Consider the following 18521-nt stretch of genomic DNA (forward strand, 5'->3'; position numbering starts at 1 on the left):
CGGTTAACCGCCCCGGTGTTTTTTCTTTTTTTAGCAGCATGAGGGTGCTGTTAAAAAAAGGGAAAGCCTTAAAAAAATAATAATTTAACAGGAGGGATACATGAAGCGAGTTATAGTTTTTAGTTTTCTTTTATTAGCAATAATGTTTATTTATGGTCAATTCGAGAATACCATAATAACAGTATCAGATGCAATGGTAGAAGAGGGCGACACATTATGGATTGAAGTAAGCACGACAGAAGTATTAGATGAATGGGATGTGATAGCATTCCAGTTTGATCTGGCATTTGACGAAAGTTTGATTCAGTATGAGGGCGTGGCACTGGGAGAGATGCCATTACCTGCAAACCTGATAGCCAATGAATATGAGCCAGGGATATTACGTACAGCATATGCAAACTATTTGAATATCTCGGGAACAGGAACTCTTGTAATAATAGAATTTATTGCCATCGGAGAAGGTGTAACAAGCTTAGACATTTATGATTTCAAGTATAACTCAACATTCCTTTTGGATGAAAATCAAATTGACGGTAACGTAACAGTATTGGTACCTAATCCATTTTCAGATGTAATCGTCAGTGTTGATTCACCAGTAGCAGGCTTGGTAGAGAACTTTGATCTGGCAATTCTAACCAGTGAACTAACCACAGAGATGGGTGGTATATCCTTCCAGTTTGAGCTGATATATGACCCCGAAATGATGACATTTACAGGGAATTATGCATTAGGCGACGTGCCAAATCCGGGAAATTTGATCGCAAATGAAACGGGACCTGGCGTAGTAGTAGTAGCTTATGCGAATGTGATGCCGATTACCGGTGTTGGTTCTCTATGTACTTTGGAATTTGAACCAGCAGGTGAAGAGGGAGAGTCAATTGTTAGTCTGGATTATTTCAGATATAATTCAACTAATTTATTAAATCTGGAATCCGGTACAGTTTATTTTATGGGTGGACCACAGGAAATAGAAGTAAATAAAGATATGGTACCTGGCTGGAACTGGTTTTCTTTGAATGTAGCCGGTGAAGACATGACAGCCAACGGGGTTTTGGCTTCAATTGGTGAGGATGCTTCCAATATTAAAAGCCAGACCCAGAGTGCAATTTATTATGCAGGAATGGGCTGGTATGGCAGCCTCACATCAATTAATAATTTAACATTTTATAAAATTGAAGTAGAAAACAGCACTACATTAACATATACGGGAATTCCAGTAGATCTGGCAGCGACCACATATAGTTTAACAAGTGGCTGGAACTGGATATCCTATGCACCACAACAGGCAGAGGATATTAATTATGCACTGGAGACAGTAGTGAATGGTTCCAACATCAAAAGTCAAACCCAGAGTGCGATATATTATACGGGTATGGGCTGGTATGGTAGTTTGACAACGCTTAATCCTTTGGGTGGTTATATGCTTCAGATGAATGCACCAGAACTCTTAAATTATCCTGAACCTCCAGCAATGTCAGCAGAAAATTTAGATAACAATTCTGTGGAAACATTAAGTCAAAACCGTCAATTACGGGACGTTCCAGCGTGGAGTGTAAATCCTGCTGCTTATGAATATAATGGGTTTATTTGGGGTCAAGTCCTGGTAGACGGGGTTTCAGCAGATGATGTAAATGACCTGGTAGCAGTATTTGTAGGTGATGAATGCCGTGGATTAGCTCAGCAGAGTGATAATAGCGTTCAGAATTTCGATCCAGTGCCTTTTGGTTATATTGCTTTTATGCCACAGGTATATAGTAATGTAACGGCAGGAGAGACCTTAACATTTAAATATTATGATGCCAGTGCAGATATGGAATATGACGTAATAGGAGATTTAGCCTTTACTGCTGACATGGTAGTAGGCGGGGGCTTTGATCCTTATATATTTGAGGTAAGTGCAACACCACCTCCAGAACCTCATTTTGAGACAGTCTGGGCAGGGGATCCATTATACCCGCATAATATAAGTGTATTAACAGCAACAATAAATGGAACAGCATTAGAAGCAGGAGATGAAGTAGCAGTCTTTGATGTGGATGGGAATGATGATGAAATATGCGTGGGAGTTACCACGGTTGCAGGAGCAGCACCTTATGTAGTGTCAGCTTCCTGGGATAGTTATATGACACCAACCATAGTTGACGGATATGTAATAGGACATCCAGTTATCTACAGAATTTGGGATGCAAGTGCTGAAGTCGAGTTGACAGAGATAATTTCAACCCCAATTCCTACTTGGACAGGATTGTATGTATTCCAGGGAAATACGCAGGTATTGCTGGAAGCAAGTGGAGGAAATTTACCACCCGTAGCAGATGCTGGAGAAGACCAGATGGTGATTGAAGGTGATCTTGTTCAGTTAGATGGAAGTGCATCTTATGATCCTGATGGAGAGGAAAGTAGAGAAATACCAGACTGGAGCGTAAATCCAGCTGCTTATGAATATAATGGATTTATCTGGGGTCAAGTCCTGGTAGACGGGGTTTCAGCAGATGATGTAAATGATCTGGTAGCAGTATTTGTAGGTGATGAATGCCGTGGATTAGCTCAGCAGAGTGATAATAGCGTTCAGAATTTTGATCCAGTGCCTTTTGGCTATATAGCCTTTATGCCACAGGTATATAGTAATGTAACGGCAGGAGAGACCTTAACATTTAAATATTATGATGCCAGTGCAGATATGGAATATGACGTAATAGGAGATTTAGCTTTTACTGCTGACATGGTAGTAGGTGGAGGTTTTGCTCCTTATATATTTGAGGTATCAACTGTGGTAACTTCAGATCTTGATTTTCTCTGGACAGCACCTGATGGAGTGATATTGAGTGATCCCACTGCGGTTCAACCAACATTCACCGCGCCTGATGTGACAGAAACTACTCTTTATACTATATCTTTAATTGTTAGTGATGGAGAAGCCTGGAGTGATGCCGATGAAGTAGTTATTACTGTAGAGAATGGTAATATTGCTCCAATAGCTGATGCTGGTGAAGATCAGATGGTGATTGAAGGAGACCTGGTTCAATTGGATGGAACAGCGTCTTACGATCCTGATGCTCCTATCGAAAGCAGAGATGTACCTGATTGGAGTATTAATCCACCAGATTTTGAATATAGTGGAACAATCTGGGGAGTAGTAAACGTAGATGGTACTTTATCAGTAGATGTAAATGATATGATTGGTGTATTTTTTGGTGAAGAATGCCGAGGAATAGCACAACAAAGTGACGGTTCCGTACAGGATTACACAGCTTTGCCATTTGGTCATGTAGCCTTTATGCCAATGGTGTACAGCAATGTAACAGCAGGTGAGACATTAACATTTAAATATTACGATGCCAGCGCAGATATGATCTATGATGTGGAAGGAACAGTGGATTTTGTGGCAAATATGACAATTGGTAATGGATTTGATCCCTTTATATTTACCGTGACCACCATATTTATCCCTGATCTGGATTTTGTTTGGACGGCACCTGATGGTATTGAATTGAATGATGTAACATCAGCAATACCAACATTTACAGCTCCCGAAATTGACGAAGAAACTCCTTATACCTTCTCTTTGATAGTTAGTGATGGAGAAGCCTGGAGTGAAGCTGATGAAGTTGTGATCACAGTTCAGAATGGCAACGAAGCACCAGTGATAGAATTACCACCAAACTTTACGTTTGATGAAGATGGCAGCCTGGGAGTAGATTTTGCTGCTGAAGGTTATATCTGGGATCCGGATTTGAATGATCTCACATTGACCGTGGAAGGTAATGTTAATATTAATGTAGAAATAACGGGTGGAGCTGTAATATTCTCAGCATCTGAGAATTGGTACGGTTCAGAGATTATGACATTCACAGTTGACGACAATGAGGCAAGACTTATAGCTAGTGATGATGTGGAAGTGATAGTGAATCCAGTGAACGATCCTCCAGTATTTACCTATGCAGAGCCAGAGATAGGCTTTGATGAAGATGAAGATATAATGGTAGATTTTTCCAGCTATATCAGTGATGTAGATGAAGATGAATTAGTAATGTATCTGGATGGATTGGATGATATAACAGGTGATATTGAAGGATTTGTAATAACCTTTAGTGCTGCTGCTAACTGGAATGGAACCGATGCAATAATCATCGGAGTTTCAGATCAGCAAGGCAGAGAAGTTGCAGAAGTAAATGTAGATATCGTGGTATTACCAGTAAATGATGCTCCGGTAATTGACTTACCTGAGATGCAGGAAATTGATGAAGATGGCAGTCTGGTGCTTGATATTACTCCTTTCGTGAGTGATATTGACGGAGACGTGCTGGAAATTTCCGATCTCTCAGTATATGATAATGGCGAATGGGAATTAGCATATTATGGACTTATCGCATATATAACTCCTGCAGCAGATTATTATGTAACTTGTGATGTGGAGATCACAATAACTGATAACGCAGGCCGTGAGACAGCAAGCGATATGTTCCAATTAGTAGTGAACCCTGTAAATGATGCACCATATCTGATCATGGAACTTCCAGATCTGGAATTTGATGAAGATTTTGAAGAGACATGGCTTGATCTGAGTGAATATTTTGGTGATGTAGATGAAGATGTATTAACCTATACGGCAGATTATAATGCTGCAGAAATTATGATTTCATTTACAGACAACCAGATGTATCTTTATAGTGTAGAGAACTGGTCAGGAACAGCAACAGTTACAGTAACGGCTTCAGATAATGTTGGTAGAGATATAATCGCAGATACATTTGAGATTCTGGTCAATGCTGTGAATGATGAACCTTATTTGATCATGGAATTAGTAGATTTGGAATATTACGAAGATTTCGAAGAAACATCATTTGATTTGAATGAATATTTTGCAGATGATGATAATGTATTAACATTTTCGGCAGAATATAATGCAGAAGAGATCATGGTTACTATAGCAGATAACATGATGTATCTGGGCAGTGTAGAAAACTGGTATGGATTGGCAGAGGTGACAATTACAGCTTCCGATAATATGGATAGGGCAATAATCACAGACACATTTGAAGTACTGGTGATTAGCGTAAATGATGCACCTTACTTATATAATATGATAGATGATATGGAAATGGAAGAGGATTTTGAATCTGAGACATTGATTCTTTCTGATTATTTTACTGACCCTGATGGAGATTTGAATAACTACTGGGCAGTATGGGAAGAAGGAACTGTCAATATTGAAATCATTGAGGTTGAATTATCTATAACCTCAGTTTTAGACTGGAATGGTCAAATTGATGTAACCGTGTATGTGGAAGACAATATGGGTGATCAGGCAGATTTCACATTCCAAATTACAGTACTTCCTGTGAATGATGCACCAGAAATAGATCTTCCGGAAATGTTAAGTTTTGCTGAAGATGGTATGCTGGAAGAAGATTTTAGTGTTTATATTGAAGATGTGGAAGAAGATGCACTGTTATTGACATTTGACGGTAATGAAAACGTAATTGTGGAAATAACCGATTTAATGGTGACTTTTAGTGCAATAGAAAACTGGAATGGCAGTGAAGAAATTAATTTTGCTGTTTATGATTTACCGGAAGGCAGACTGATGGCAGAAGATATGGTCATTGTCGAGGTAACTTCAGTTAATGATGATCCAATAGCAATGCCAGGCGGTCCTTATGGAGCCGAGGCGGATGCAGAGGGATTTGCAGCGATCATGCTTGATGGCAGTGGATCATATGATATTGATGGTGAGATAGTATCCTGGGTCTGGAACTGGGAAGGTGGTTCAGGTGAAGGAGAAACATTTGCAGCCATATTTGCGATAGGTGAAACTCCAGTGGAATTAACAGTAACAGATAACGAGGGTGGAATCGGAACTGAAACCACGATAGTGAATGTTACTGAACTCGGTAATACACCTCCTATTGCTGAACCAGATATGTATAGTGTATTTGAAGATGAAGTTCTGATGGATAATGTGCTTGCAAATGACCAGGATCCTGATCAATATCCAGAGCCTTTAACTGCTGAATTAGTGGCAGATGTAAGCAATGGTGTATTGGAATTACTGGGAGATGGCAGCTTCACATATACCCCTGCAGCGAACTGGAATGGTGAAGACATGTTCAGTTATCGGGCTTATGATGGAATGGCATATAGTTCAGAGACAGAAGTAGCAATTACAGTAATGCCGGTTAATGATGCACCTGAGATGGTGATGCAGCCGGAAGATATTAATCTGGCAGAAGATTTTGAGCCATACGAATTCAGTTTAGTCGGATATTTCAATGATATTGATAATGAAGTACTGGATTATGTAGTTAATAATAATGTAGAAGAAATTGCGATTGCTGATATGGGTGATGGCGTATATGAAATTACTCCAATTGCAAACTGGAATGGTGAAAGCTATGTGGGAGTAACCGTAACAGATGGTGAATATGATGTAGAAAGCAGTTTCGTGGTATATGTGGAAGCTGTGAATGATCCTCCTTATGTTTACAATGAGATTCCTGATATGGAACTTGATGAGGATTTTGAGTCCGTAGTATTAACATTATCAGATTATTTCATGGATGTAGATAATGATATACTTGGCTACTGGCTTGAATATGATCTGGAAGCCGTAGTAATTGAAATTGCCAATGATGAATTGACTTTATCATCAATAATGGACTGGAATGGTGAACTTGATATTACAGTCATCGCTTATGATGAATGGTACCCGCAAGAAGATGTATTCCATCTGGTTGTGAATCCTGTGAATGATGCACCAACGATTGATTTGCCTGAGATGTTAAGTTTTGATGAAGATGGGATGCTGGAAGCAGATTTCATGGACTACATTGGTGATATTGACGGAGACGTATTAGCATTAACCGTAGAAGGCGGGACGGAAGTGGCAGCGTCCATTGAGGGTTATATAGTAACCTTCACAGCCAGCGAGAACTGGTTTGGCGAGGAAGTTCTTACCTTTACAATCGATGATGCAATGGGAAGACTTACAGCCAGTGATGATGTGATCATTTCTGTGGGATCGGTTAACGATAACCCCGTAGCTATGCCCGGCGGACCCTACAATGGACAGGCTAATACCGAGGGTTATGCAGAGATAGAGCTTGATGGCAGTGGATCTTATGATATTGATGGTGAGATAATGAGCTGGGAATGGAGCTGGGAAGGTGGCTATGGAACAGGAGAAACCTTACTGGCGGAATTTCCGGCCGGAGAAACCATTGTTACTTTAACTGTGATGGATAATGAACAGGGCGTTGATGAAGAGACAACAACTGTCAATGTAAGTGAATATGTTAACATACCTCCGATTGCCGAGCCTGATATGTTCACCTTAGATGAAGATACATACGAATTTACAGGTAATGTACTGGTTAATGATTATGATCCTGATGAATATCCTGAACCATATTTAACTATGGAAGTAGTAACATCTCCTTCGCATGGATTGATGGGTTGGGATGAATACGGGAGTTTTCTTTATTGGAGCCTAGAGCCTGACTTCAATGGCGAAGACATGTTCACTTATCGGGCTTATGATGGAGCGGCATATAGTCAAGTGGTAGAAGTGACATTTACAATAATGCCTGTAAATGATCCACCTGAGATGGTGATGCAGCCCGAAGATATCAATCTGGCAGAAGATTTTGAGCCCTACGAATTCAGTTTAGTCGGATATTTCAATGATGTTGATAATGACGTACTGGAATATGCAGTTGATTATAATATTGAAGAGATTGAGATTGCTGATCTGGGTAATGGCGTCTTTGAAATTACTCCAATCGCAGACTGGAATGGTGAAAGCCTTGTAGGAGTAATCGTAACAGACGGTGAATATGAAGTAGAAAGCAGTTTCATGGTATATGTGGAAGCTGTAAATGATGCCCCAGAGCTGGTAATGCAGCCTGACGATATATATCTGGCAGAAGATTTTGAGCCATACGAATTTAGTTTAGCAGGATATTTCAGTGATATTGATAACGAAGTGCTGGAATATGCAGTAGATTTTAATGCCGAAGAAATTGAGATTGCTGATCTGGGTAATGGCATTTTTGAAATCACTTCTTTGGAAAACTGGAATGGTGAAAGCTATGTGGGAGTAACCGTAACAGATGGTGAATATGAAGTAATGAGTAATTTCATGGTATATGTATCATCAGTAAATGATGAGCCAGTCGCCGAGGCAAACGGACCATATTATGAACAGGCAGATGAAGAAGGGAATGCTGAAATAACGTTAGATGGCAGCGGTTCTTACGACATCGATGGTGAAATTGCAGCCTGGGATTGGAGCTGGGAAGGCGGTAGCGTCAGTGGTGAGATGCCTATGGCAGTTTTTGCTACTGGTGTATTTGAAGTAATGCTGACAGTAACTGATAATGAAGGTGGAATAGGCACAGATATAGCAACTGTCACAGTATCAGGCTATGAAAACATGGTACCTGTTGCTGAAGCAGATAGTTTTGAAGGTGAAGAAGATACTTCCATCTCTGGCAATGTTCTCTATAATGATGTAGATCCAGATGAATATCCGGAAGCAATGACAGCTGATCTGATCACAGATGTAAGCTGGGGAGTTCTGGCGCTTTCAGCAAATGGAGACTTTGTATATATGCCTAATGAGAACTGGAATGGAGATGACAGTTTTGAGTACAGGGCATTTGATGGAATAGATTATAGTGAACCAGTAATGGTAGCATTAACCGTAATCCCCGTAAATGATATGCCATATCAGACAGGGGATCTGGTAGATATCTACCTGCTGGAAGATTTTGAGCCATATCAACTTGATCTAACAGGATATTTTGGAGATGTGGAAGAAGATGAATTAATTTATGAATATACTTTCACACCAGAAGAAATCGTATTAGTATTTGATCAAAGCGCCATGATAGAAATTCAGTCAGTAGAAAACTGGAATGGAGAAAGCTGGGTAGGTGTAGCCGTGAGTGATGGTGAATATACGATAGATACCAGCTTCACAGTTTATGTGGAATCAATAAATGATGAGCCAGTAGCCGAGGCTAATGGACCTTATTACAGTCAGGCAGATGAAGAAGGGAATGCTGAAGTAATGTTAGACGGCAGCGGTTCTTACGACATCGATGGTGAAATAGTAGCCTGGGATTGGAGCTGGGAAGGTGGTAGCGTCAGTGGTGAGATGCCAATGGCAGTTTTTGCAACTGGTGTATTTGAGGTAATGCTGACAGTAACTGATGATGAAGGTGGATTTGGAACTGATCTAGCAACCGTCACAGTATCAGGCTATGAAAACATGGCCCCTGTAGCTGAAGCAGATAGCTTTGAAGGTGAAGAAGATACTTCCATCTCTGGCAATGTTCTATATAATGATATTGATCCAGACGAATATCCGGAAGCAATGACAGCTGATCTGATCACAGATGTAAGCTGGGGAGCTCTGGCGCTTTCTGCAAATGGAGACTTTACATATATGCCAAATGAGAACTGGAATGGAGATGACAGCTTTGAATACAGGGCATTTGATGGAATAGATTATAGTGAACCAGTAATGGTTGCCTTAACCGTGATTTCAGTAAATGATATACCATATCAGACAGGAGATCTGGTAGATATCTACCTAATGGAAGATTTTGAGCCATATCAACTTGATCTAACAGGATATTTTGGAGATGTGGAAGAAGATGAATTAATTTATGAATATACTTTCACACCAGAAGAAATCGTAATAGTATTTGATCAAAGCGCCATGATAGAAATTCAATCAGTAGAGAACTGGAATGGAGAAAGCTGGGTAGGTGTAGCCGTGAGTGATGGTGAATATACGATAGATACCAGCTTCATGGTTTATGTAGAATCAGTTAATGATGATCCAGTTATCGAATTGCCAGACAGCTTTACAATGGACGAAGCAGTACCATTTGAAGTAGATTTTGCAGAATTTACCAGTGATTTTGATGAAGATGTACTGGAACTGACTGTAAGTGGCAATGAATATATCAATGTGTTGATAGAAGGATTGAATGTAACCTTTGATTCTCCCAGCTGGTACGGTGAAGAATTATTGACCTTCACGATAAATGACAATATGGGAAGAGCTATCGATACTGATGATGTGTTATTGATAGTAAGACCGGCATTATTTGAAGCAGAGATCACAGTAGGTTCAGCAACCGTTTTAGAGGATGAACTTTTCACAATAAGCGTAAGCACAACAGAATTGTACGATTACTGGAATGTGATCAGTTTTGAATTTGATATAAATTATGATGCAGAATCATACGAATATGTAGGATACGAGGCAGGTAATGTGCCTAATCCTAATGCGATGCTGCTGGTGAATAATAGTGCCCCGGGAGTGCTTGCAGTGGCTTATGCTGATGCAATAGTAATGTCCGGAATCGGAGACCTTGTAATATTTGAATTTATGGCAGTTAATGCAGGATTAAGTGAGATCAATGCAGTAGATTTCCATTATAATTCAACCGAGATATTTAATGTAATACAGGGTATGGTGGAAGTGATTGATGTAAATCATCCACCAGTTGCTGATGCCGGAATGGATCAAAGCCCATATGAGCTGGAACCCGTTATGCTGGATGGAACAGCTTCATATGATCCTGACGGACAGGATCTGGATTATGAATGGATAGTTCCAGATGGTATCGAATTAGACGATCCCATGAGTGCAACACCAGGCTTTATAGCCCCGGAAGTTATTGCAGACGAGGAATTTGTATTTACCTTAAACGTAAGTGATGGTGAATATACAGATAGTGATGAAGTAATAATTACAGTATTGAATATCAATCATCCTCCGGTAGCAGATGCAGGAGAAGATCAGATCGTTGAAGAAGGTAATTTCGTTCAATTAGATGGATCGGGATCATTTGATCCAGATGGCATTGTATTCAGAGATGTACCAGACTGGATGATAAATCCACCTGATTATGAATATAGTGGATTTATCTGGGGAATGCTGATGCTTAATGATGTACCAGGTGATGATGTAAATGACATGATTGGAGTATTTGTAGGAGACGAATGCCGTGGAATCGCCCAGCAGAGTGATAACAGTGTACAGGATTATACAGAGCCATTTGGTCATATAGCCTTTATGCCACAGGTTTTCAGCAATGTGACAAGTGGTGAGACATTAACATTCAAATTATATGATGCCAGTGCAGGAATGATCTATGATATAGATGAAACTCTGGACTTTGTAGCTGATATGACTGTGGGAGATGGTAATGATCCATTTATTTTCACGGTCAATGAAGAACAGCCTACAGGTCTGGAATACAGTTGGATAGTGCCAGCAGGTATTTTCCTTGAGAACGCTGACGGTCCTAATCCCACATTCATTGCTCCTGCAGTAAATGAAGATACAGATTTTGTGATAACTTTAGAGGTATCTGATGGTGAATATACTGACACTGATGAAGTGATGATCACTGTAATGGATGCTGAGATACCGGAAATAATTGCAGAAATTACAGTAACTTCAGGAGTTGCTGAGCCAGGTGAATCGGTAAACATTGATGTTCTTACAACTTATATTGACCCATTATGGAGTGTATTCAGTTATGAATTCTGGTTAGAATATAATGATGCTGAATTGAGTCTTGATGGCTGGTCACTTGATGGCACAATTGTAAATCCTGATGGTGAATTAGAAGTTATTTTTGAACGTGGTGTAGTAAACATAAAATTCGTAAGCCAGGTAAGTTCCGGTGGAAGGGAATATATCCCAATCGAAGGTGCAGGTAGTTTGATCAACCTGGAATTTACATCTCTCACAGGTGGTCAGTCTCCATTAGAAGTTTATGATTTCACTTTTAACTCTGTGGAGGTTGGAGTGATCAACCAGGGTGTGATCAATAACAATGGTCCAACTGTACTGATTCCAATTCCCTTACAGACAGTATTTGAGGATTTTGGATCATTTACACTTGATTTAGATGGCTATTTCATTGATCTTGATGAAGGTGATGAATTAACCTATATAAATATAGAATCAGGAGATGGCATTGAATGGGGCTTACTGGATAATGTATTAACGATAAATTCTGTTGATAACTTTAATGGTACTATTCCAATGTCAGTAACAGCCTGGGATGGTTATACTGATTCGTTAACAGTAACTTCAGAATTTGATATTGTAGTTACACCAGTGAACGATGTTCCGGTGATAGATCTGCCTGAGATGTACAGCTTTGCAGAAGATGGTGAACTGATAGTAGATTTTGCACCATTTATCAGTGACGTGGATGGAGATGGATTGACATTAAGCGTAACGGGTAATGAAAATATCACTGCTGTAATAACTGGTACAATGGTAACTTTTGGAGCCCTTGAGAATTACTTTGGAAATGAGACATTGACCTTTGCAGTTGATGACGGTGTAGATCGCGTGACAGCTACCGATGATATTTTGATTGAAGTAACCTCAGTAAATGATCTTCCAGTTGCAGATGCAGGTGTGCCTATAAATGCTATGGCAGGTCCAGAGGGTATTGCTCTGATAACTTTAAATGGAAGCGGTTCTTATGATGTTGATGGTGAAATAATTGAACATTACTGGAGCTGGGATGGTGGAGAAGCCTACGGTGAGAATCCACAGATAGAGCTTGCACTTGGCAACTACACTATTTCATTGTTGGTCACTGATAATGAGGGTGGTACAGACAGCGACAATGTTCAAGCATCTGTGGCTCCATATAGTGGAACAACTCCAATTGCTTATCCAGATAATTATGAGGTAGATGAAGACATGGTATTGATCGTATCTGCTGCTGAAGGAATTCTGGCAAATGATATTGATGATGGATATCCTGAGCCACTTACTGCTTTGATGATTGAAGAACCAACAGTAGGTACCTTAATCTATAATTCAGACGACTGGGATGGCAGCTTTGAATACAGTGCACCGGCTAACTGGTATGGAATAGTGAGCTTCAGTTATGTAGCTTTTGATGGAGGAATCTTCTCAGATCCTACTGAGGTGACAATTATCGTGAACAGCGTAAATGATCTACCAGTAGCTGATGCAGGTGGTCCTTACGAAGCAGTAGCTGAAGTTAATGGCGAGGCAATTGTGACATTATCCGGTTCAGGAACTGATGTTGATGGTGAAATAGTTCTTTATGAATGGTATTATAATGACGAAATGATAGGATCCGGATCTGTAATTGATTATGGATTTGGAGTTGGAGACCATGAAGTAACTTTGATAGTAACCGATGATGAAGGCGGTACTGGAGAAGATATAGCAACTGTGATCGTAAGTGAATATATCAATATTATACCAGTTGCTGTTGATGATTATTACTCAGTATATGAAGATGATGTACTGGTAGTAGATGCCGGGGCCGGTGTTTTGATCAATGATTATGATCCAGATGAATATCCCGAAATACTAACTTGTGTATTAGTAGAGCAAAGAGATTTCAACCTGATGGAAGATGGTTCATTTGAATATACACCTGCACCTGACTTCAATGGTTCAGTGAATTTTGAATATTATGTAACTGACGGTGAAGCGGTTTCTAATCTTGCAACGATCTATATTGATGTAATGCCAGTAAATGATCCACCAGTAATAGAGCTTCCAGAAGAATTCACATTCCTGGAAGATGAAAGTCTGGAATTAGATTTCTCAGAATACATTAGCGATATTGACAGTGAATTTTTGACATTGTCAGTTTCCGGTAATATAATGGTGCTGGTAGCTATTGAAGAATATATGGTGACAATATCAGCAGAAAGTGACTGGTATGGCAATGAGACATTGAGTTTCACGATCAGTGATAATGAAGCAAGGTTGTTTGATAGTGATGATGTGATAATTAATGTAACTGCAGTAAATGATGCTCCAGTTATAAATGAATATTTGCCCGTAGAAACAGATATCACCATTTATGATGATGCAATAATAGATTTCTATGTGGATGCAGTAGATATCGATAGTGATCTAGAATACAGCTGGACTTTCAATGGTGAATTTATGCCTATTATGGGTAATATCTTTACCCCGGAATTTACTGAAGAGGGTGATTACGTTATTGTAGTAGAGATCACTGATGGTGAATATCCTGTGATGATCACCTGGTCAGTACACTATCTATTAGCTCCTGACTGGGTAGTAGTTACCTATGATAACTTTACTAATGCCCATGGTTATGTAACAGTTGATGGTTTATCTGCAGATATAGGTGACATGATAGGTGCCTTTGTGGATGGAGAATGCCGTGGAATGGGTACAGTAAATGGATCATCAAGAGTTAATTTCCAAATTTATGGAGATATAGTAGAAGTAGTAAACTTCAAGTTCTGGGATCTGGAAACAGATAGTATTTATGATCTGGAGTACTTTACACAGACTTATCCAGGTGGAAATATAGGATCAGTACCAAATCCATTACCTCTGGCAGTTACTACTGGAGAGGGACCGGGCTGGGTTCCAGTTATTTACACAAATAGCACCATTGTATATGCACTTGTAACTATCGAAGGAGTAGATGCTGAAGAAGGAGATATTGTTGCAGCTTTTGTAGGAGATGAATGTAGAGCAGTAACTCAAGTACAATTATTGACCCGTGAAGCAATTGCTTCTCTGGTAGTACAGGGTGAGATTGTCGAGACAGTTCATTTCAGAATCTGGGACAGCAGCGAAGATATAATCTATAATGTTGCTACAACAATCCAGTCAAATCCAGGAGGTGTAGTAGGATATCCACCAGATGAGATATTGCTTGATGGATCAAACTTATCTGATGTAACACAGACCTTAGATCTCAATGGGGGCTGGAATCTAGTATCATTATATGTCAGACCAGTAGATATGAGTGTGGAAACAATATTTGCACCGATCATGGAAAACCTGATGAAAGTGAAAGACATTTACAGCAGTTATGATCCATCCTTACCTTCAGTATATAATACACTTCAGGAACTTGAAGATGGTTCAGGATATTATGTAAAAGTAAGTGCAGTATCTGTACTTGATGTTACAGGATCTATATTGGATCCAACACAAACTCAAATTGATCTTAGTGCTGGCTGGAATCTGGCAGCATATGTGAATCAAACAGCAATGGACGTAGAAACAGCCTTTGCAGGATTAATTAATGCTGGAACTTTATTGAAGGTTAAAGATATATTCTCAAGCTATGACCCAAGTCTGCCATCAGCATATAATACATTAGTGAATATGGAGCCAGGTAAGGGTTATTATGTGAGAGTTTCAAGTGACACAACCTTCTATTATCCGATGGCAACTCGTAATAATCACAGTCAGTCTGATGAGTTATCTGAATCAATTTGGTCACCTGTAATTTATACAAACAGTATGATCGTCTATGTACAGGTAGATCTAACAGGTAGTGAAGGGATGATCCTGGGTAGCTTTGCTGGAGATGAATGTCGGGGAGTATCACGGATAAGAGAATACAACGGAGCCAATATTTCATCATTAGTTGTAAATAGTGAGCAGCCGGAAGAAATCGGCTTCAGGATATTTGATCCATCCAGCAGAGAGGTTTATGAGTGTAACGAAGTAATCATTTCAAATCCCGGAGAGGATTATAATGGCATGCCAACTTTGACAGTCAATAATGGGGATGATGTTGTGACGGTGAGTGGATTAACCAGTATTTATCCTAATCCCTTCAATCCAGAGACCAGTATCAGCTTCTATCTTGAGACAGATCAGTTTGTAAGCGTAAAAGTTTACAACGTCAGAGGACAGTTAGTAAAGACAATTATTAACACTGATATGACAGCAGGAGAACATATTCTGACTTGGAATGGCAGTAATGACCATGCAGCAGGATGCACTTCTGGAGTTTACTTCGTAAGATTTATAGCTGATGGAGTTCAGGAAATACAAAAGGTTATTTTAATGAAATAACCTGAAATAATCCGGGGACGGCTCAGCCGTTCCCGGAGCTTTTGAAATTGGAAATTATTAGAATCGAACCAGGACTAAAAAAATTTAAAAAAAGAGAACAAATGAATTATAAGAAAAAGAAGAGAAAAGAAATGAAAAAATTATTAAAAGAAAAAAAAAAGATATATATGGGAGGCGTTTTATGAAACATTTACGCTTGGCAATAGTGATTTTATTTTTATTTACAATGTCATATTTAATTGCAGAACCAGATTGGAGTCCAGTGATTTATACGGATACTGGCTCAACTTTTTATGGAGATGTAACTATCGACGGTGTCGCCGCTGGTCCTGATGATTTGTTTGGTATTTTTGTGGGTGATGAATGTCGAGCAATTGCGAACCCTGGAATTGGGGGTCACGTATATGGACTAACAGTGCAGTGTCAAACAGGTACAACAGAGACACTTAGTTTTAGAATCTGGGATGCAAGTAATGATGTAATCTGTGATGGTGAAGAAACACATGAAGTAACTCACAACGAAGGAAACATAATGTTTAATGTAAATGCAATAACACCTGAAATTTTAGATTCAGAGATAACCCTGGGGAGTGCTGCTGGAAATCAGGTAACAGATTTCACGGTAGAATTATCAAGTTACCAGGGTATAGCAATTGACTGGAATATTAATAAAATAGAATTTGAAGTCCATTTTACAAACTCATTACTGGCATTGACAAATTATAACACTACAGATATGCTTGCTTCAGGAAATACGGTATCTATCAGTGGAACATCGTCACCAGTTACAGTGACAATAAATTCAGGTTCAACAATTTCCGGGGTAGCACCAATAATAGGTTTGACATTTACACCTCAGGGCACTGGTGGTACCAGTGCTTTAGATATTCAGAATTTTACATATACTGATACAGGAGCTTCAGAATATTCAATAACTAACCTGATAGATGGTGAAGCTGTAATCACTTACGAGAATTTCTTACCTTATGTGGTATTAGAAATTCCTGATCAGTATGAAGCTGAAGATTTCGTTGCCTATGATCTTAATTTAAATGACTATTTTAGTGATGATAATAATGATATTTTAAGTTATAGTGCAGTTTTTGATAGTACAGAAATTACAATATCAATATTAAATTCCATCTTGACCTTCAGTCCGATTAATTACTGGAATGGCACCTCAGTTGTAAGTATTACGGCAGATGATCAATATCGGGCGACAGTGTCTGATACATTTAATGTTATAATCTCAGCAGTAAATAACGCTCCTGTGATAGCTCTGCCTGCGAGTTTCAGTTTCGCAGAGGATCAGACTTCAATAGTAGATTTTACCGGTTACATCAGTGACGTGGATGGGGACACACCTATATTAAGTGTTTCTGACAATGTAAATGTAACAGTTAATATAGTTGGATATAATGTAACATTTGGGGCAGCAGCAGACTGGAACGGCAGTGAGACGATCATATTTACAGTGGTTGATATAGAGGTTCGGGCGACTGCCAGTGATACTGTAGAAATAATCGTAACACCAGTAAATGATGAACCGGTAATAACCAATTATAGTCCCACAAATTTAAATGTAAATATTCCAGTTGATAGTTTGCAATTATTTAGTATTATAGTGCTTGATATCGATACCGATATGGATAGTCTGGTATATACCTGGTATGTAGATGGTGACGAGCAATTAGAACAAAGTAACAATTTCAGTTATGCTTTCCCAAGTAATGGTTCATATACAGTTACGGGTTCAGTTTTTGATGGAGAATATACAGCAGAAAACACCTGGAATGTATTTGCCTACGTGGGCAGTGCCACCCTTGAAGGTTCTCAGATATCGATACTTCCTATCGAAATTCATAATGGTCCAGATTTCAGTTTTGAAGTATTAACCAGTTATATTGATGATCTTTGGGATGTAACTTCATTCAGTTTTGGTTTATCTTTTGACAGTACTTTGGTTGAATATTCAGCAATTGACACTGGAGTTGTATCTGCTGGTGGAATTTTTTCTGTAACAGATAGCGGTGATTCAATATACGTTTCCTATAGTGGTGGAGATGTAATAGGGGCTGGTGCTATTACAGAATTAACTTTTAATACATTAGTGCCGGGAACTACAGTATTAACCATAACGAATTTCCTCTACAATGCGACAGGAATAACAGATATCACTAATGGAAATTTGACTGTTTTAAATGATGCTCCAGTGAGTCTTGGCATAGAGAATTTTAATAAGAATGAGGATTTTTTAGATTTCAGTTTTGATCTTGATGATCATTTTAATGATCAAAATGGAGACATCTTGAGTTATTCGGTTGTTTTTGATAGTACAGAAATTGGAATAACTTTGAATGATGTTAATGGTGAGTTAACTATTTCATCGATATTGTACTGGTATGGCACCTCAATTGTGACCGTGACAGCTACCGATGAATATGCTGCTTTCGTTCAGGAAGAATTTTCAGTAATTGTGAGCTCTGTCAATAATCTGCCGATTATAGTTAATCCTATAGGTAATTTCACAGAGGTGGAAGATTTTGAAACTTTCACGGTAGAATTAGAAAGTGTTTTCTTTGATGTTGAGGATAATGATCTGGATTATCAGGAGAATTTAGTTTCAGGTCAG

The 18521-nt window shown here is 39.1% G+C and carries 3 protein-coding genes; all 3 read left to right on the forward strand.

The annotated features are described in order from the left end of the window. The first annotated feature begins 100 nt into the window (after positions 1-100). Positions 101-15889, forward strand: coding sequence for a tandem-95 repeat protein (locus tag RAO94_02215; GenBank protein MDP8321146.1), 15789 nt, complete (start codon positions 101-103; stop codon positions 15887-15889). A gap of 47 nt (positions 15890-15936) precedes the next feature. After that, on the forward strand, positions 15937-16074 hold the full coding sequence (locus RAO94_02220; protein MDP8321147.1) for a hypothetical protein: 138 nt from the start codon (positions 15937-15939) through the stop codon (positions 16072-16074). Next, a partial coding sequence (locus tag RAO94_02225) for an Ig-like domain-containing protein (GenBank protein MDP8321148.1) occupies positions 16071-18521 on the forward strand: 2451 nt, incomplete at its 3' end. The genes RAO94_02220 and RAO94_02225, both read left to right, overlap by 4 nt.

Origin of the sequence: Candidatus Stygibacter australis, assembly GCA_030765845.1 — a bacterium.
In the GTDB taxonomy this organism is placed as follows: domain Bacteria; phylum Cloacimonadota; class Cloacimonadia; order Cloacimonadales; family TCS61; genus Stygibacter; species Stygibacter australis.

Excerpts from the sequence above, each read along its gene's own strand:
- RAO94_02215 (MDP8321146.1), top strand. The coding sequence starts at position 101 with ATGAAGCGAGTTATAGTTTTTAGTTTTCTTTTATTAGCAATAATGTTT.